The following is an 18,843-nucleotide window of genomic DNA, read 5'->3' as shown; positions in this document are numbered from 1 at the left end:
GAGCGATCGCCGATGTTCCGAATCCAACACTGCCAGTCCGGCGAACAAGCGGGCTGGCTGCCTTTGCGCCAGGCACTCTGGCCTGATGCTTCGGAACAGGAGCATCGGGACGAAATCGCCGAACAGCTGCGCCAGCCGCAACGCTATATCAACTTCGTCGCTTACGACGCTGGGGAGCAACCCGTCGGCCTGGCCGAAGCCTCATTGCGCCACGATTACGTCAATGGCACCGACAGCTCGCCGGTGGTGTTCCTGGAAGGTATCTACGTGGTGCCGCAGCAACGCCGCCATGGAGTGGCCGCACGCCTGATCGAACACGTGGCGCAATGGGGACGGGAACGCGGTTGCGTGGAAATGGCCTCGGACACCGACGTCGACAACCTGCCGAGCCAGGAGACGCACAAGGCGCTCGGTTTCGAGGAAACCGAGCGCGTCGTGTTTTTCAGGCGCCAGCTCTGATCAGAGCCTTACGCTGGCGAAGGTCGACTCGTTGCGCGCCTGACTCAATGCCGACAACGGCCCGGACAACGGCGACAGCACCAATGCTTGCGGCAGCGGCATCATCGCCACCTGTTGCGTGGTGTTGGAGCCTACGCGTTCGTCACGCGGCGGAATGCCGAAGTATTCGCGGTAGCACTTGGAGAAGTGCGGCGTGGACACGAAACCGCACACCGACGCCACTTCGATGATCGACATCGGCGTTTGCTTGAGCAACTGCCGGGCACGGATCAGGCGCAGTTTCAGGTAGTAACGCGACGGCGAGCAATGCAGGTATTTCTGGAACAACCGCTCGAGTTGCCGACGTGACACGGCGACGTACACCGCCAGTTCGTCGAGATCGATCGGCTCTTCGAGGTTGGCTTCCATCAGCGCGACGATTTCCTGCAACTTCGGCTGGTTGGTGCCGAGCATGTGCTTGAGCGGCACGCGCTGGTGATCCTGTTCGTTGCGGATGCGCTCGTAGACGAACATCTCCGAAATCGCGGCGGACAGTTCACGCCCGTGATCACGGCTGATCAGGTGCAGCATCATGTCCAGCGGCGCGGTGCCGCCGGAGCTGGTGAAACGGTTACGGTCGAGGGTGAACAGGCGGGTACTCATCGCCACGCGCGGGAAAGCTTCCTGCATCGAGGCCAGACATTCCCAGTGCACGCTGCAATCAAAACCGTCCAGCAGGCCGGCGCACGCCAGGGCCCAGCTACCGGTGCAGACCGCACCCAGACGCTTGGATTGACGCGCCTGGCTTTGCAGCCACGAGACGTGTTCGCGAGTTACCGTGCGCTGAATACCGATACCGCCGCAGACAATGATGGTGTCCATGGAAGGTGCTTTGTGCATGGAGGCGTCGGGGGTGATCTGCAGACCGTCACTGGCCCAGACCTGACCACCATCGACGGTGAGCGTGGTCCAGCGATACAGCTCGCGACCGGACAATTGGTTGGCCATGCGCAGGGGTTCTACGGCGGAGGCCAGAGAAATAAGCGTGAAATTGTCCAGCAGCAGAAAGCCGATGGATTGAGGCGCACGGTTCTGGGGTTGAGCCCCGGAGTTGAACGTCGTCATCGCGGTATCTCCTCACACAAAGCAGGTGATGGCCTCAGGCGGAGGCTCTTGTTATTGCCATCGTTCTCGCGTGGGAGACGGGCTTTGTAATGACAGAGCAATTGCCATGCCTAAAATTGAATACGCGTTCAATAACTCCTGAAAACGACGTCGCAGCCTGTCTATATAAGCCGCGTCACGAGTAGGGGTTATAAGTGGCATTCACAGGGGTAAGCGCTCTGCCGCGTTGCGTGTGAGCAAATCGGTAGCACTTGTGGGAACAGGCCTGCGACGACTTCGGAAAGAGTGTCACCGCAGGCACAGGGGACGGACGGTCAGGGCCGGTTTGGATCCCCGACGTGTTGCAATGCGCTTATCTGTAAGCGACGCGCCAAAACGTGGCGCGTTTTCAATCCGGTGTTCACTTAGCGCGCAGTTTTGACTGGTCTGACGTCTTCGCGGGCAAGCCTCGCTCCTACAAGAGCACCGCACGATCCCTGTGGGAGCGAGCCTGCTCGCGATGGGATCGACTCGGTCTCAGCACTCAACCGCGCTAACCGCCAACCCGCCCCGCGATGTCTCTTTATATTTGTCATGCATATCCGCACCGGTATCTCGCATGGTGCGGATCACCCGGTCCAGCGAAATAAAGTGCTGGCCGTCGCCACGCAACGCCATCTGCGCCGCGTTGATCGCTTTCACCGCGGCAATCGCGTTGCGTTCGATGCACGGCACCTGCACCAACCCGCCGACCGGGTCGCAGGTCAGGCCGAGGTTGTGTTCCAGGCCGATTTCCGCCGCGTTGCACAGCTGCTCCGGCGTGGCGCCGAGAATCTCCGCCAACCCGGCCGCCGCCATCGCGCAAGCCGATCCGACTTCGCCCTGGCAACCGACTTCCGCGCCGGAGATGGAGGCGTTCTTCTTGCACAGAATCCCCACCGCTGCGGCACCGAGGAAATAGTCGACCACGTTGGCGTCCGTCACCACCTCGCTGAACTTCATGAAGTAGTGCAACACCGCCGGAATGATCCCCGCCGCGCCATTGGTAGGCGCCGTGACCATGCGCCCGCCGGCCGCGTTTTCTTCGTTGACCGCGAGGGCGAACAGGTTGACCCATTCCATCGCGCTCAGGGTCGAGCCGATGACGTTGGGTTTGTTCAGCTCCTGCAGGCTGCGGTGCAATTTGGCCGCGCGACGGCGCACGTTCAGGCCACCCGGCAGGATGCCTTCGTGCTTGAGGCCTTGCTCGACGCAATCCTGCATGGCCCGCCAGAGTTTCATCAGGCCGGCGCGGATTTCGTCTTCGCTGCGCCAGACCTTCTCGTTGGCCATCATCAATTCGGCCACGCGCAGATTGTGCTTCTGGCAGAGGCTGAGCAGTTCGGCGGCACTGGAGAAATCGTATGGCAACACCGTGCGATCCAGATCCACCACACCGCTGGAAGCTTGTGCTTCATCGACGACAAAGCCGCCGCCGACGGAATAGTAGGTGTCGCGATACAACTCGCCGTCATCGCCTTCGGCGACCAGGGTCATCGCGTTCGGATGGAACGGCAGGTTTTCGTCGATCAGGCGCATGTCCCGCGCCCAGATGAACGGCACCGGCAAGCGGCCGTCCAGCAGCAGGGTGTGGGTTTCGCGCAGGGTTTCAATGCGGATGCCGATTTGCGACGGGTCGATCGCGTCCGGCCATTCGCCCATCAGGCCCATGATCACCGCGTTGTCGCTGCCGTGCCCAATGCCGGTGGCCGACAACGAACCATAAAGCTGGACCTCGACACGCCGCACTTGCTCCAAAAGCCCCTGTTCACGCAAACCTTGCACGAACAGCGCCGCGGCGCGCATCGGCCCCACGGTGTGCGAACTGGAAGGGCCGATGCCGATTTTGAACAGGTCGAAAACGCTGATAGCCATTACTGCCGAACTCCTGGATATGCCAACTCCAGGCGCAAAAGCGCCCGGTGACGGAGCTGCTACGCTCAAGCTGCAATCCGCCGGTATGGCTGCATCATCAGGCTTTTACCGTGTCGCTCGACGTCCAGTACCGACGCACTCTTGTCCACCAGCGCCGTGTGCGTTTTACGCTGCTTTTTCGCCGTTTTTTTGCGGCTCAGGTGGGCAAACGGGGCTGAAAAAATCTGTAAACGACGTCACCGACACTGGATGCGACCATCCCTGTACTGGATACGACGCACCCTGTAGGCGTCAGATTTTCACTGGTACATGATCGTATCGACTCGATTGCAAGGCGCCGTGGTAGAGCTGTCTCCAAAACGCCATCCAACCGCAACCTATAAGTGCGGTGGTCCACAGTCGGAACACTGCCAAAAAAAACACCAAGGAGTCCATCCATGAAAGGTTCCCCGTCGTTGTTGTTGGCCGCCATGCTGAGTCTGCCGTTACTGGCTCAAGCCGCAGAACCCGCTCAGTGCAGTACCGTAAACTTCTCCGATGTCGGCTGGACTGACATTACTGTCACCACCGCCACCACCAGCGTCGTGCTCGATGCCCTGGGCTACAAAACCAAAACCACAATGATTTCCGTGCCGGTGACCTACAAGTCGCTGGCCGACGGCAAGAACATGGACGTATTCCTGGGTAACTGGATGCCGACCATGGAAAACGACATCAAGGCCTACCGCGACGCCGGCACCGTGGACACCCTGCGTGCCAACCTCGAAAACGCAAAATACACACTCGCCGTCCCGGAAGAGTTGTATAACAAAGGTCTGAAAGATTTCGCCGACATCGCCAAGTTCAAGAAAGAACTCGACGGCAAGATCTATGGCATCGAACCGGGTAACGACGGCAACCGTCTGATCCAGAGCATGATCGACAAAGACGCCTTCGGCTTGAAAGCCGCCGGTTTCAAGGTGGTCGAATCCAGCGAAGCCGGCATGCTCTCGCAAGTCGATCGCGCCCAGCGCCGCAACACCGCCGTGGTGTTCCTGGGCTGGGAACCGCACCCGATGAACACACGATTCAAGATGAAGTACCTGACTGGCGGCGACGAGTTCTTCGGCCCCAACTTTGGTCAGGCGACCATCTTCACCAATACCCGCAAGGGTTATGCCCAGGAATGCAGCAACGTTGGACAGTTGCTGAAAAACCTGGTGTTCACCCTCGACATGGAAAGCACGCTGATGGGCAACGTCCTGGACGACAAAATGAAGCCTGACGCGGCCGCCAAGGCCTGGCTGAAGAAGAATCCACAGGTGCTCGATACCTGGCTCGCTGGCGTGACCACCATTGACGGTAAACCAGGCCTGGAGGCCGTTAAAGCCAAGCTCGCGCAGTAATCGCTTACGCCGGGCGGGCTCGCCCGCCCGGGCTGTTTATTTCCTTGCATGCGGACGTTCACTACCATGCTGATTGATCAGAAAATACCTCTAGGCCAGTACATCGCGGGCTTCGTTGAATGGTTGACGCAACACGGCGCCAACACCTTCGACGCAATCGCCGTGTCACTGGAAACGATGATCCACGGCGTGACTTTTGCGCTGACCTGGTTCAACCCGCTGGCATTGATCGGCCTCATCGCGCTACTGGCACACTTTATTCAACGAAAATGGGGGCTGACTGCTTTCGTCATCGCTTCCTTCCTGCTGATCCTCAATCTGGGGTACTGGCAGGAAACCATGGAAACCCTCGCCCAGGTGTTGTTCGCCACCCTGGTCTGCGTGGTCATCGGCGTGCCGCTGGGCATCGTCGCCGCGCACAAACCGATGTTCTACACCCTGATGCGTCCGGTGCTCGATCTGATGCAGACCGTACCGACCTTCGTTTACCTCATTCCTACCCTGACCCTCTTCGGTCTGGGTGTGGTCCCGGGTCTGATCTCCACGGTGGTGTTCGCGATTGCCGCGCCTATCCGCCTGACTTACCTGGGTATTCGCGATGTCCCGGAAGAATTGATGGACGCAGGCAAAGCCTTTGGCTGCTCGCGACGTCAGCTGCTCTCACGGATTGAATTGCCCCACGCCATGCCAAGCATCGCGGCCGGTATCACCCAGTGCATCATGCTGTCGTTGTCGATGGTGGTGATTGCGGCACTGGTGGGCGCCGACGGCCTGGGCAAACCCGTGGTCAACGCACTGAACACTGCTGATATCGCCCTGGGCTTCGAAGCAGGCCTGGCGATCGTATTGCTGGCGATCATGCTCGACCGTATCTGCAAACAACCCGACGCTAAAGTAGGGGGTGACGCATGAGCATTATTCGCTTCGAAGACGTCGACGTGATCTTCACCAAAGATCCGCGCGAAGCCTTGAAACTTCTCGACCAGGGCATGACCCGTAACGAGATCCTGAAAAAGACCGGGCAGATCGTCGGCGTCGAAAAGGCCAGCCTGGATATCGAGAAAGGCGAAATCTGCGTGCTGATGGGCCTGTCCGGCTCCGGCAAATCCAGCCTGCTGCGTTGCATCAACGGCCTCAACACCGTGAGCCGTGGCAAGCTGTTCGTCGAGCATGAAGGCAAGCAGATCGACATCGCTTCCTGCACCCCGGCGGAACTGAAAATGATGCGCACCAAGCGCATTGCGATGGTGTTCCAGAAGTTCGCCCTGATGCCATGGCTGACGGTGCGCGAGAACATCAGTTTCGGTCTGGAAATGCAGGGTCGGCCGGAGAAGGAACGCAAACGACTGGTCGATGAAAAACTTGAGCTGGTGGGCCTGACCCAATGGCGCAACAAGAAACCCAACGAGCTTTCCGGCGGTATGCAACAACGTGTGGGCCTGGCCCGAGCGCTGGCGATGGACGCCGACATTCTGCTGATGGACGAACCGTTCTCGGCCCTCGACCCATTGATCCGCCAAGGCCTGCAGGACGAACTGCTGGAGCTGCAAAGCAAGCTGAACAAAACCATCGTCTTCGTGAGCCACGACCTCGATGAAGCGCTGAAGCTGGGCAGCCGTATCGCGATCATGAAAGACGGTCGGATCGTCCAGTACAGCAAGCCGGAAGAAATCGTTCTCAACCCGGCGGACGACTATGTGCGGACCTTTGTCGCCCACACCAATCCGCTGAACGTTTTGTGCGGTCGCAGCCTGATGCGCACCCTGGACAACTGCAAGCGCATCAACGGGTCGGTCTGCCTGGATCCGGGTGGCGATTCGTGGCTGGACCTGGCGGAAGGCAACACCATCAAAGGCGCACGCCAGAACGGTGCGAGCCTGGACCTGCAGAACTGGATCCCGGGGCAAGCCGTCGAAGGCCTGGGCCGTCGTCCAACGCTGGTGGACTCCAACATCGGCATGCGCGATGCGCTGCAGATTCGTTATCACACCGGCAACAAACTGGTGCTGCACGACAACAACAAAGTGGTCGGGATTCTCGGCGACAGCGAGCTGTATCACGCACTGCTCGGCAAGAACCTGGGGTAAGGCAACACACACAAAAACGCCGCGACAGGATCGCGGCGTTTTTGTTTGTGGGATATCGAGGGAGATGTGTATTGCCCCATCGGGCCCCTTCGCGGGCAAGCCTCGCTCCTACAAGGCCAGCGTAAACCTGTAGGAGCGAGGCTTGCCCGCGAAGAACACGACGCGGTGCTTCAGACTGAAACACCGCGTCACTTACAACTTATTAGCTATAAACCCGGCCAAGGAGCTGCCGATGGCTTTCAAACTGATCGAGCACGTCACGAGTGATCTGATCCTGAGTGAAGCCCATCAGGTCGTAGTCCTGGCTGCCATTGTGCAGGTACACCTCGGCGCGGTAGTAACGGGCGCGAGGTTCATCGGCACTTTCAGCCGACACCGTGTCGCTCGCCGCTGCCAGATAGCCATCCAGGCTCACTTCGTAGACAAAAGGGTTGCCCTCTTCCATCTCGATGCGCACGCCCATGCAACGCTTGGACTTGCCCAGCAACGTTTGCACGTCCAGGCCTTTACCACGCAATTGCACCACGGCCTCTTCCAGCGCCGGGCTGACTTGCTTGTCCATGAAACGCTGAACAATCGACTGGTTCGGTTGCAGGTCCAACTGAGTCAGACGCTCGCTGAAACCACGACGACCGCGCGCCGCCAGTTCCGCTTGCTCCTGTTCGATCTGCACGTCCTGGCGCATGGCCTTGTGCAAGCCGAACATGAAGAACACCAGCACCACCGAGAACGGCAGACCGGCCAGCACCACCATGGTTTGCATGGCTTCGAAGTTACCGGCGAACAGCAGGCCGATGGTCACCAGGGTGATCACAACGGACCAGAAGATCCGCAGCCAGTGCGGCGCATCTTCGTCGACGTTGCCGCCCTTGCACGAAAGGTTGGCCATCATCACCGCGCCGGAATCCGCCGGGGTCAGGAACAGCACGAAACCGACGAAAATCGACACGCCGATCACCACTTTCGACGCCGGGTAATGCTCAAGCAACTGGTAGATCGCCATGGACGGCTGTTGCAGCGCCGTCTTCCCGAGCTCCACCGCCCCGTGGTTCATCACCAGGTCCAGGGCCGAGTTACCGAAGATCGACAGCCACGCCAGGGTGAAACCCAGCGGAATCAGCAGCACGCCGGCCACCAGTTCACGCACGGTACGACCACGGGAAATACGCGCGATGAACATGCCTACGAATGGGGCCCAGGAAATCCACCAGGCCCAGTAGAACAGAGTCCACAGGCCCAACCAGCGGTCGGACTTCTCACTGTCGCCTTCGTACACATAGAGGTCGAAGGTCTTCAGCACCACGCCGTTCAGGTAGTCACCGACGTTTTGCACGAAGCCGTTGAGCAGGTGCAAGGTCGGGCCGAACAGCAGCACGAAAATCAGCAGGCCGCTGAACAGCACGATGTTCAGGTTGGACAGACGACGGATGCCGTTTTCCACGCCGGACACGGCAGCGATGGTCGCCACGGTGCTCATCACGATGATCACGATCAGCAGGTTGGTGTTGCTGTGTTCCATGCCGAACAGGTTTTCAAGGCCCGACGACACTTGCAACGAACCGATCCCCAGGTTTGTCACCAGACCCAACAGGGTCACGAACATGCCGAAGCCGTCCACCGCGTGACCGGCCGCGCCTTTGACCCAACGCTCACCGACCAGCGGATACAGCGCCGAACGCAACGCCAGCGGCTGGTTATGACGGTAGGCAAAGTACGCCACGGCCAGACCGACCAATGCGTAGATCGCCCAGCCGTGCAGGCCCCAGTGCAGGAAGGTCAGCTGTACCGCCTGACGTGCGGCCAGGTTGCTGGCCGAAACGCCTTCCGGCGGGTTGAAGTAGTGGTCCAGCGGCTCGGACGCACCGAAGTACAACAGCGAGATGCCGATACCCGAGGAGAACAGCATCCCCGCCCAGGCGCCGTAGCTGAAGTCCGGGGTGTCGTCCTTGCTGCCCAGTTTGAGCTTGCCGTAGGACGAAAACGCCAGGCCGACCACAAATACCAGGTAAGCGGCGATCACCACCATGTAGTACCAGCCAAAGCTGCGGGACAGCCAGGCCTGGGCGATACCGAGCAATCTGCCAGCCTCTTGCGGGGCGATGATCAGAATGGCGGTCAACAGCAGAATCAGCGCGGTAGAGGTGTAGAACACCCAACCGTTGACCGTCACCTTCTCGGGCGGGGTCTTTATTAGAGAGGCAGAACTCATGGCACAGATGCTCCAGGCAGTGCGAGAGAAGAACACAAGGCAGCGCGTTACCCGACCAATCGGTTAGTTGGCAGCCGACCGGCGGGTGATATAAAGACAACCCGAAAAAAGCCCGAAACCCTTAAGCACCAGTGCGTAGGGGTTTCGAGCCGTTTTGGATGTCGGGTTATCGCCATTTACACGTAGGAAAAACCTGTAAGCAGCGACGATTTGTCGCAGATCTTATTCTTTGTTGATTGAACGTTCAATCAAAACAAAATAGACTGGCCCTCAATCCGATAGACGTTTTGCGTCTGCCGGAAGGCCTAAGGAGATGTGCAAGATGCCCAAGGTCGGTATGCAACCCATCCGCCGCCAGCAATTGATCGAAGCCACCTTGCTGGCCGTCGATCAGGTCGGAATGGGGGACGCCAGCATTGCGCTGATCGCCCGTTTGGCCGGTGTCTCGAACGGCATCATCAGTCACTATTTTCAGGACAAGAACGGCCTGATCGCTGCCACGGCGCAGTACCTGATGAGTGTCCTCAGCGAGAACGTCACCGCGCGCCGTCAGGCGCTGACAGATGCCAGCCCGCGGGCGCATCTGCAGGTGATCATCGAAGGCAACTTCGACGCCAGCCAGGTCAATGGCCCGGCAATGAAAACCTGGCTGGCCTTCTGGGCCACCAGCATGCACCACCCGTCTTTGCACAGGTTGCAGCGGATCAACGATCACCGTCTGTATTCCAACCTGTGCTGCCAGTTCCGCCGCGTATTGCCGCTCGATGACGCGCGCAGTGCAGCCCGGGGCCTGGCGGCGTTGATTGACGGTTTGTGGTTGCGCGGCGCGCTGTCGGGAGATGCTTTCGACACGGAACAGGCGCACCGGATCGCTTACGAATACATGGATTTCCAACTGGCCAAGCAGGTGAGTTAGAGCACACATAAAACGCTCAACCCCTGAACCGCCACTGACCAGCGTGCCAGCGCTACACGGCACGCCCAGTGGTCAACGCCAACCACTTATGCACTTGCGAGGACACTATGGCCCGTTTCGAACTGCAAAAACTCTACATCGATGGCGGTTACTCCGACGCCAGCAGCGACGCCACTTTCGAAGCCATCAACCCGGCTAACGGTGAAGTCCTCGCAAAAGTACAGCGTGCGACCAAGGAAGACGTTGAGCGCGCTGTAGTCAGCGCCGAAAAGGGCCAGAAAATCTGGGCTGCAATGACTGCCATGGAGCGTTCGCGCATCCTGCGTCGCGCCGTTGACATCCTGCGCGAGCGCAACGATGAACTGGCCGCCCTGGAAACCCTGGACACCGGCAAGTCGTTCTCCGAAACCAAGTATGTCGACATCGTTACCGGCGCCGACGTGCTGGAATACTACGCTGGCCTGGTCCCAGCCATCGAAGGCGAGCAGATCCCGCTGCGCACCACTTCGTTCGTTTACACCCGTCGCGAGCCGCTGGGCGTCGTGGCCGGTATCGGCGCGTGGAACTACCCGATCCAGATCGCCCTGTGGAAATCCGCTCCTGCCCTGGCGGCCGGTAACGCGATGATCTTCAAGCCAAGCGAAGTCACTTCCCTGACCACGCTGAAACTGGCCGAGATCTACACCGAGGCAGGCCTGCCAGCCGGCGTGTTCAACGTATTGACCGGCAGCGGCCGTGAAGTCGGCACCTGGTTGACCGAGCACCCGCGCATCGAAAAAATCTCCTTCACCGGCGGCACCGACACCGGCAAGAAGGTCATGGCCAGCGCTTCCGCTTCGTCGTTGAAAGACGTGACCATGGAACTGGGCGGCAAATCCCCGCTGATCATTTTCGACGACGCCGACCTCGATCGCGCCGCCGATACCGCGATGATGGCCAACTTCTACAGCTCCGGCCAGGTCTGCACCAACGGCACTCGCGTGTTCGTACCGAGCCACCTGAAAGCCGCTTTCGAAGCCAAGATCGCTGAGCGCGTTGCGCGCATCCGCGTCGGCAATCCGGAAGACGAAAACACCAACTTCGGCCCGCTGGTCAGCTTCGCCCACATGGAAAGCGTGCTGGGCTACATCGCCAAAGGCAAAGAAGAAGGCGCTCGCGTGCTGTGCGGCGGCGGCCGTCTGACCGACGGCGAATTCGCCAAAGGCGCGTTCGTCGCACCGACCGTGTTCACCGATTGCACCGACGAGATGACCATCGTTCGCGAAGAAATCTTCGGCCCGGTGATGGCGATCCTGACTTACGAAACCGAAGAAGAAGTGATCCGTCGTGCCAACGACACCGACTTCGGCCTGGCCGCAGGCGTCGTCACCAAGGACCTGAACCGCGCTCACCGCGTGATTCATCAGCTGGAAGCCGGTATCTGCTGGATCAACGCCTGGGGCGAGTCCGACGCGAAGATGCCGGTTGGCGGCTACAAGCAATCCGGTGTGGGTCGTGAAAACGGCATCAGCTCGCTGAACAACTTCACACGCATCAAATCGGTACAGGTTGAGCTGGGCGATTACGCCTCGGTGTTCTAAGCCCCCGAGTCATGTGTTGCCCGCGAAGACGCCTTCGCGGGCAAGCCTCGCTCCTACAGGATCGAGGTTTGCCGCAGATTTTGCGCTCGACGCAAAACCTGTAGGAGCGAGGCTTGCCCGCGAATCGAGTGCGCAGCACTCGCCCAGGCCTGACCTGACCAACTTCAAAGAGGGTGCATTCAATGTCCCAAGAATTCGATTACATCATCATCGGTGCCGGCTCGGCCGGTAACACCCTGGCGACCCGTCTGACTGAAGACGAAGGCGTCACCGTCCTGCTGCTCGAAGCAGGCGGCCCGGATTACCGGATGGATTTCCGCACGCAAATGCCAGCGGCCTTGGCGTTCCCGCTGCAAGGTCGTCGCTACAACTGGGCGTACGAAACCGATCCAGAGCCACACATGGACGGTCGCCGGATGGAATGCGGTCGCGGCAAGGGCCTGGGTGGTTCTTCGCTGATCAACGGCATGTGCTACATCCGCGGCAACGCGATGGACTACGACAACTGGGCCAAACTGCCAGGTCTGGAAGACTGGGACTACCTGAACTGCCTGCCGTACTTCCGCAAGGCCGAAACCCGCGACATCGGCCCGAACGACTACCACGGTGGCGAAGGCCCGGTCAGCGTGACCACGCCGAAAGCCGGCAACAACCCGCTGTTCCACGCCATGGTTGAAGCCGGCGTGCAAGCCGGTTACCCGCGCACCGAAGACCTGAACGGTTACCAGCAAGAAGGCTTCGGCCCGATGGACCGCACCGTGACGCCGAAGGGCCGTCGCGCCAGCACCGCTCGCGGTTACCTGGACGTCGCCAAGAAGCGCTCGACCCTGACTATCGTCACTCACGCCCTGACCGACAAGATCCTGTTCGAAGGCAAGCGTGCCGTCGGCGTGCGTTACCTGATCGGCGCCGCTGAAGAGCGCGTTGAAGTCCGCGCCCGCAAAGAAGTGCTGCTGTGCTCCGGCGCCATCGCTTCGCCGCAGATTCTGCAACGTTCCGGCGTCGGCCCGGCCGAACTGCTGAACAAGCTCGACATCCCGGTGGTCCACGACCTGCCAGGCGTCGGCGAAAACCTGCAGGATCACCTCGAGCTGTACCTGCAATACGCCTGCACCCAGCCGGTTTCGCTGTACCCGTCGCTGCTCTTGCACAACCAGCCGGCCATCGGCGCCGAGTGGCTGTTCAACGGCACCGGCATCGGCGCCAGCAACCAGTTCGAAGCCGGCGGTTTCATCCGCACCCGTCCGGAATTCGAATGGCCGAACATCCAGTACCACTTCCTGCCGGTCGCGATTAACTACAACGGCAGCAACGGTGTGAAAGAGCATGGTTTCCAGGCGCACATGGGTTCCATGCGTTCGCCGAGCCGTGGTCGCATCCAGGCCAAGTCCAAGGATCCGCGCGAGTACCCGAGCATCCTGTTCAACTACATGGCCACCGAGCAGGACTGGCAGGAATTCCGCGACGGCATCCGCCTGACCCGTGAAATCATGCAACAGCCTGCACTGGACGCTTTCCGTGGCCGCGAAATCAGCCCGGGCATTGAAGTGCAAACCGATGAGCAGCTCGACAAGTTCATCCGCGAACACGCCGAAACCGCGTTCCACCCGTCCTGCTCGTGCAAGATGGGCACCGACGAGATGGCTGTGGTCGATGGCGAAGGCCGTGTGCACGGCATGCAAGGTCTGCGCGTGGTCGATGCCTCGATCATGCCGATCATCACCACCGGCAACCTGAACGCACCGACGATCATGATCGCCGAGAAAATCGCCGACAAGATCCGTGGTCGCAAGCCATTGCCGCGCAGCACTGCCAGCTACTACGTGGCCGGTGATGCACCGGTGAAAGGCAAGCCTGTGCGTGATGTGAGCGCGACAGCACGCTGATAGCCGCTCTGCAAAACCGCAAACCGCCACCTCTTCGGAGGCTGGCGGTTTTTTATTGCCTTGAATAATCCACCCACCCTGTCCAGCCCGCAACAAAACTCGCAACACTTATAGGGGACTTCAAACTTAATAGTTGCATTAAGATCAGCGCCAAACAAAAACCTGATTATCAAGGATGATAATGAATACCCACTATGCAAACCCAACTGTATCAGCCAGCTTATTCCGACAAACAATAGCAAAAGAAACAACAATCACTCTGAACTTCAACTATCTCAGCGGCATGATCGAAGCGTGGTGGATGAAAAATCACGACCTGAGTATTCATGAGCTGAAAATCCAGCTGATCAATATCTTTGCAACTTACCTCCACCCGGAAGATGCCTACTATTTCGATAAATTAGGGCAAGCGCACGACGGCGTGGCCGCCGTGTGCATCAAGAACATCTTCCACCTCGATTCACCCAGGCTGGCCCTGACGGTGCATGAAGCGCTCGCCGATTTGTTCCATCTGGTTGACATCAAATACGACTATGAAGAACACAAAGCCTTATATCTTAAACCGGCAGCAGAAAAATATCGGGAATGGGGAAATGGCTATGGAGATATCACACCGCATTCCGACGACTTGTATGAAAACCTCAGCGTGGACTTCCTGGCATTAACAGTTTGCCGAGACACTACTCATACGCCGACGGCTTATTATTTTCCCGCGGACTTGCTCTGCGACCTTGATAACGAAGACATTGAAACACTGCTTGGCATGCAAGCCAGGTTTATTTCCGGCAAAAACGTCAAGGGTTCGAAAGAGCGAATTCGCAATGTCGTCGAATACGACGACCACTACGGCTACCGGTTCTCTCTGGACTTCCGGATCGACCCGCACAACGGTGAGCGGATGCGAGCGGTCAACGGCGGCCAACATGTCCTCGACAAGATCAGAGCCCAGTTGCCCACCGCCAGGCACAGTGTCTCGACAGCCGAGACCGGAACCTTCCTGATCGTGGCCAACCACAAGATTCTGCACGCACGCCCCATGCTGAACATGAGTGAAGATGCAGTGCGCACCCAAGCCGCCACTTCAACACTGGCCACCACACCTCGCCTGCTGTTTCGCAGCAAAGGCCCCAGGAAGCAGTATTACGCGCTGAATGCATCCGACTGTCCGCGGGAAACCTGCTGATGGTTGCTGGAAAACCGCCTTGTCATTCGTCAGCCAAGGTCTTCCAGGAAGGCGCACGGGATGCGATCAGCTTCGGTGTCGCCTTCCTGTTTCTGTATTTGTCGATCGGGATGGTAGGCGCCGCACAGTCGTTAACCCTGGGGCAGACCCTGGCAACAACCTTGTTGATATTTTCTACGCCGCTCCAGTTTTTGCTTCTGCAAAACTACAACGATGGCTGGCTGTTGATTCCGGTCATTCTGGCGCTCAACGTGCGATTTCTGCTGCTCTCGGCCGCGCTGGCGCCGTACCTGAAGCACGTCTCGACAAGCAACATACTGCCCTCGCTGATCCTGATAACGCCGTCGATATTCACGGCCTGCATGACCCGCTTCAAACAACGAACCGATCACCCCTTCACTTACATGCTCGGCGTGGGCTTGCCGATATTTGCCGTGTCGATTGTGTGTACCTGCATCGGCTTCATCGCCGGTGCCGGGTTGGCGTCGCCGGTGACCACGGCCGTGATGATGATGCTGTTGCCGCTTCAGTTCACGGCACTGGCCGGCAAACACTGGCCGCATTACGCCGAAGTGTCCAGCTACTGGCTGGGCTTCATCGGCGCGCCGGTGCTGGTGCTGTTCTTCAAGGATTACAGCTTGCTCATCACACCGTTTTTGATCGGTGGCGTGACCGTGTTGATTGAAAACGCCTGGACCAAACAAGGAGCGCGCAGCCAATGACAGTTTGGTTTTTGATCGGCTTTGCCGCCGTCAGCGCACTGGCGTTTCGCGCCCTGCCCTTTGCCTTTAAAAACACTACGGCGCTGACTCGCACCCACGGTTCGTTTTATCGGTTTATCAACTACAGCGCACAAGCCATGCTGGGAGTAATCATTTATGACACGGCCTTCAACAAACAGGATGCGCCGAGCCTGATGCAACAGTTTGAAAGCCTGGATGCACTGAAGCTGATCCTGCTGCTGGGGACCTTCGTTGTGGTCGCCAAAACCAGAAAAATACTTCCCGCTTTCCTGGCCAGCCTGATGATTTATCTGACGGCGGTCGTCTATCTCTATGGCGGGCAGTAAGCCCCGCTCCCTCTCACCACCGTAACCAATGCCTTCGCGAGCAGATCACGACACGGTCTGCCCGCGAGCCTCGGCCTTCACGCTGATTAAATATTTCCTACGCAGCTCTGCGCTTGATCCTACCCCCACGCAGGCCTAATCTAGCGCCACGCAAACGTTTCACCCCCCCTTCGCAACACCGCTGCATCGCCACTCCAGACCAAGGAGGTTCCCGAATGTTCGATTTCCACCCCCAGCTCAAGCAGCGCTTTGCTGCCTTGCGCACGGGCGCTGAATTCTTTTCTCTGCGATACGTGCGCGAGTCCGGCCAGTACCTGTCGGTACGCAAGAACGTTGCCGAACCTCCGAGCCTGAGCCGTGACGAAGGCGCGATGCTGACCGTTCGTGTCAACGGCGTTGAAGCCTACGCCGCGACCAACGACCTGTCGCCGCAAGGCCTGCAATCGGCGCTGGACCGAGCCGAGCAACAAGCTCGCCTGCTTAAGCCTCACGCGCTGCTCGACCTGCGTGAGCAAGCCGTTTCCAGCGACCGCGCCGACTATTTTTCGCCGAACCTCGACCAGCCCTTCCCGTCCCTGAGCGATTGCTACCAACTGCTCGGCGCCGAATCCGCGGCGGTGCCCAAGGACGAGCGACTGGTGAACTGGCAGGTCAGCATCGGCATCACCCATGTCGAGCAGATCTACCTCAACAGCGCCGGCGCCGAACTGCGCCAGGCCCAGCGTTTCGTCTATCCGGGCCTCGATGTCACGGCCTACGACGGCAACGACAGCCAGACCCGCAGCCTCGGCCGCGAGAACTTCGGCCAGCAGGGCAGCGCTGATGTCATCAGCCGTTGCGGCCTGATCGGCGCCGGTCCAAAAGTTGCCGATCAAGCATTGCAATTGCTGCTCGCGCCGAACACGCCACAAGGCCCGCGCGACCTGCTGCTGATGCCTGATCAGATGATGCTGCAGATCCACGAATCCATCGGTCACCCGCTGGAACTCGATCGCATCCTCGGTGACGAGCGCAATTACGCCGGCACCAGTTTCGTCAAGGCCGAAGACTTCGGCCATTTGCAGTACGGTTCGAAACTGCTGAACGTCACCTTCGACCCGGACATTCCCGAGCAGCTCGCCAGCTACGGTCATGACGACGACGGCACTGCCGCGAGCAAGCAATTCCTGATCAAGCAGGGCTTGCTCCTGCGTCCATTGGGCGGCGCACTTTCGCAGTTCCGCGCCGGCATGGACGGCGTTGCCAACAGCCGTGCCTGCGGCTGGAACCGCCCACCGATCGACCGCATGGCCAACCTCAATATCGAGCCCGGCGATCAGCCGCTGGAACAACTGATCGGCAACATCGAGCACGGTATTTTGATGAGCACCAACCGTTCCTGGTCCATCGACGATGCGCGCAACAAGTTCCAGTTTGGCTGCGAATGGGGCCAGTTGATCGAAAACGGCGAACTCAAAGGCGTGGTGAAAAACCCGAACTACCGGGCGATTTCCGCGCAGTTCTGGAAGAGCCTCAGCGCCGTTGGCGACTCCAGCACCTTCAAGGTTCTGGGCACGCCGAACTGCGGCAAGGGCGAACCGAATCAGGTGATCCGTGTCGGCCATGCTTCACCGGCCTGCGTGTTCAGCAACGTGGATGTATTTGGGGGAGACGCCTGATGAGCACTTCAAAAAGTCAGGCTGATTCGTTCAAGGCCTTGGTCAACGGGTTGCGCGAGGCGATTCGCGAACCGGAGCAATTCACCCTCAGCTACGCCGCCGAGTCGTCGGCCTTCGTGCGTTTCAATCATGCCAAGGTGCGGCAGGCCGGGCAGGTGCAACAGGCGAGCGTCGGTCTCAAACTGATCAACGACGGTCGCCACGCCGACCTCGACATCACGCTGTCGGGCGATGCTCACGTTGACGCCCAGCGTTTGGCCGAAGGCCTGCAACAGTTGCGCGACACCCTGCCGCTGCTGCCGCAGGATCCGTACTTGCTGCTCAACTACACCGGCTGGCAAAGCAAGAATGTGCAGGAGCATCCGCTGCCGGACACCGAGCAGGTGGTCGCCGAAATCACCCGGGCCGCCGAAGGGCTGGATCTGGTGGGTTTCTACGCCGCCGGCCCGATCAGTCGCGGCTTCGCCAGTTCTTCAGGCGCGTTCGGCTGGCATCAGGCCAACAGCTTCAACTTCGACTTCAGCCTGTTTCATGCAAACGGCCAGGCGGTGAAAGCCAGCTACGCGGGCCATGACTGGAACAGCGAAGGGTTTGCCCGGCGCTTCCAGCAGGCGCGTGAGCAGCTTGAGTTTCTCGGTCGACCATTGCGTACGTTGGCACCGGGTCAGTATCGCGCTTACCTGGCGCCGGCCGCGCTGGAAGAAATCATGGGCATGTTGTCCTGGGGTGGCTTTTCGGCGCAGTCGATTGCCAGCAAGAGCAGTCCGTTGCAGAAACTCTATGCGGGCGACCATTCGTTCAGTCCGCTGGTGTCCCTTGACGAGCAAGTCAGCGGTTCGTTGAGCCCGGCATTTTCTGGCGAAGGCTATCCACGCAGCGACCTGAAGCTGATCGTCGAAGGCAAGGCCGGTGCGCAATTGGTCGGCTCACGCAGCGCCGCCGAATACGGCCTGACGGCCAACGGCGCCAGCGGCGGTGAATCGCCGACCGCGCTGAACATGGCGCCAGGCGCGCTTGCCGATACCGAGATCCTCAAGCAACTGGGCACGGGTTTGTACATCAGCAACCTCTGGTACCTGAATTACTCGGACCAACCGATGGCACGCATGACCGGCATGACGCGGTTTGCGACGTTCTGGGTCGAGAATGGCGAGATCCAGGCACCGGTCAGCACCATGCGTTTTGATGACAGTGCTTACAGTTTGCTGGGTTCGCAGCTGGAAGCGTTGACCGAAGAGCGCGAGTTGTTGCTGTCGGCGAGCACTTACAGCCAGCGGGCCACGGCATCGGCGCTGTTGCCGGGCGCGCTGATCAGCCGCCTGACGTTGACCCTCTAAAAGCTTCGCGGGCAAGCCTCGCTCCTACAAGAACAGCGAAACCCTGTAGGAGCGAGGCTTGCCCGCGAAGAAGCCGC

At 59.5% G+C, this 18,843-nt stretch carries 15 protein-coding genes; 12 read left to right on the top strand and 3 right to left on the bottom strand.

The features are described from left to right. Positions 1-12 precede the first annotated feature (12 nt). Positions 13-459, top strand: a complete 447-nt coding sequence (gene aac(6'), locus IB245_RS11350) for an aminoglycoside 6'-N-acetyltransferase (RefSeq protein WP_192227583.1) — start codon at positions 13-15, stop codon at positions 457-459. On the opposite strand, the gene IB245_RS11345 is transcribed toward aac(6'), so the two are convergent. Further along, positions 460-1,563, bottom strand: coding sequence for a GlxA family transcriptional regulator (locus IB245_RS11345; RefSeq protein WP_008033265.1), 1,104 nt, complete (start codon positions 1,561-1,563; stop codon positions 460-462). A 516-nt stretch (positions 1,564-2,079) separates the two neighbouring features. Further along, a complete protein-coding gene (locus IB245_RS11340; RefSeq protein WP_192227582.1) occupies positions 2,080-3,456 on the bottom strand; it encodes an L-serine ammonia-lyase in 1,377 nt (458 codons plus the stop codon). Between the two features lie 437 nt (positions 3,457-3,893). Between IB245_RS11340 and IB245_RS11335 the strand changes: the two genes are divergently transcribed. From IB245_RS11335 to choV, 3 genes are all read left to right on the top strand, one after another. Beyond that, positions 3,894-4,841, top strand: a complete 948-nt coding sequence (locus tag IB245_RS11335; protein ID WP_008033267.1) for a choline ABC transporter substrate-binding protein — start codon at positions 3,894-3,896, stop codon at positions 4,839-4,841. Positions 4,842-4,907: 66 nt separating this feature from the next. Beyond that, positions 4,908-5,753, top strand: coding sequence for a choline ABC transporter permease subunit (gene choW, locus IB245_RS11330; RefSeq protein ID WP_008033268.1), 846 nt, complete (start codon positions 4,908-4,910; stop codon positions 5,751-5,753). Then, positions 5,750-6,928, top strand: a complete 1,179-nt coding sequence (gene choV, locus IB245_RS11325) for a choline ABC transporter ATP-binding protein (protein ID WP_008044794.1) — start codon at positions 5,750-5,752, stop codon at positions 6,926-6,928. The genes choW and choV overlap by 4 nt, the downstream gene beginning before the upstream one ends. A gap of 202 nt (positions 6,929-7,130) precedes the next feature. Here the strand turns inward: choV and IB245_RS11320 are convergent, their stop codons facing one another. Next, the gene (locus IB245_RS11320) at positions 7,131-9,080 is read right to left on the bottom strand and encodes a BCCT family transporter (RefSeq protein WP_223413660.1); all 1,950 of its coding nucleotides are present in this window, start codon (positions 9,078-9,080) and stop codon (positions 7,131-7,133) included. Between the two features lie 379 nt (positions 9,081-9,459). Between IB245_RS11320 and betI the strand changes: the two genes are divergently transcribed. The 8 genes from betI to IB245_RS11280 all read left to right on the top strand — a co-directional run bounded on the left by betI (position 9,460) and on the right by IB245_RS11280 (position 18,766). Next, entirely contained in the window at positions 9,460-10,053 is a 594-nt protein-coding gene (gene betI, locus IB245_RS11315; RefSeq protein ID WP_008033272.1) for a transcriptional regulator BetI, read from the top strand. Between the two features lie 107 nt (positions 10,054-10,160). Beyond that, the gene (betB, locus tag IB245_RS11310) at positions 10,161-11,633 is read left to right on the top strand and encodes a betaine-aldehyde dehydrogenase (protein ID WP_008033273.1); all 1,473 of its coding nucleotides are present in this window, start codon (positions 10,161-10,163) and stop codon (positions 11,631-11,633) included. A 182-nt stretch (positions 11,634-11,815) separates the two neighbouring features. Beyond that, positions 11,816-13,519, top strand: coding sequence for a choline dehydrogenase (gene betA, locus IB245_RS11305; RefSeq protein WP_192227581.1), 1,704 nt, complete (start codon positions 11,816-11,818; stop codon positions 13,517-13,519). Positions 13,520-13,700: 181 nt separating this feature from the next. Continuing rightward, positions 13,701-14,702: a hypothetical protein gene (locus IB245_RS11300; protein WP_192227580.1), complete on the top strand. Its 1,002-nt coding sequence runs from the start codon at positions 13,701-13,703 to the stop codon at positions 14,700-14,702. Next, entirely contained in the window at positions 14,702-15,424 is a 723-nt protein-coding gene (locus IB245_RS11295; protein WP_192227579.1) for an AzlC family ABC transporter permease, read from the top strand. Before IB245_RS11300 ends, IB245_RS11295 begins: the two co-directional genes overlap by 1 nt. Next, a complete protein-coding gene (locus IB245_RS11290) occupies positions 15,421-15,771 on the top strand; it encodes an AzlD domain-containing protein (RefSeq protein ID WP_192227578.1) in 351 nt (116 codons plus the stop codon). The genes IB245_RS11295 and IB245_RS11290 overlap by 4 nt, the downstream gene beginning before the upstream one ends. Positions 15,772-15,986: 215 nt before the next feature. Next, positions 15,987-17,429 (top strand): TldD/PmbA family protein, encoded by a 1,443-nt coding sequence (locus IB245_RS11285; protein WP_192227577.1) that lies wholly within the window; start codon positions 15,987-15,989, stop codon positions 17,427-17,429. Continuing rightward, positions 17,429-18,766 (top strand): TldD/PmbA family protein, encoded by a 1,338-nt coding sequence (locus IB245_RS11280; RefSeq protein ID WP_192227576.1) that lies wholly within the window; start codon positions 17,429-17,431, stop codon positions 18,764-18,766. The genes IB245_RS11285 and IB245_RS11280 overlap by 1 nt, the downstream gene beginning before the upstream one ends. Positions 18,767-18,843 lie beyond the last annotated feature (77 nt).

The organism is Pseudomonas sp. PDM02, assembly GCF_014852285.1.
Taxonomy (GTDB): Bacteria; Pseudomonadota; Gammaproteobacteria; order Pseudomonadales; family Pseudomonadaceae; genus Aquipseudomonas; species Aquipseudomonas migulae.
The sequence above is the reverse complement of the archived record's forward strand: the minus strand, read 5'-3'. Positions and strand labels throughout refer to the sequence as shown.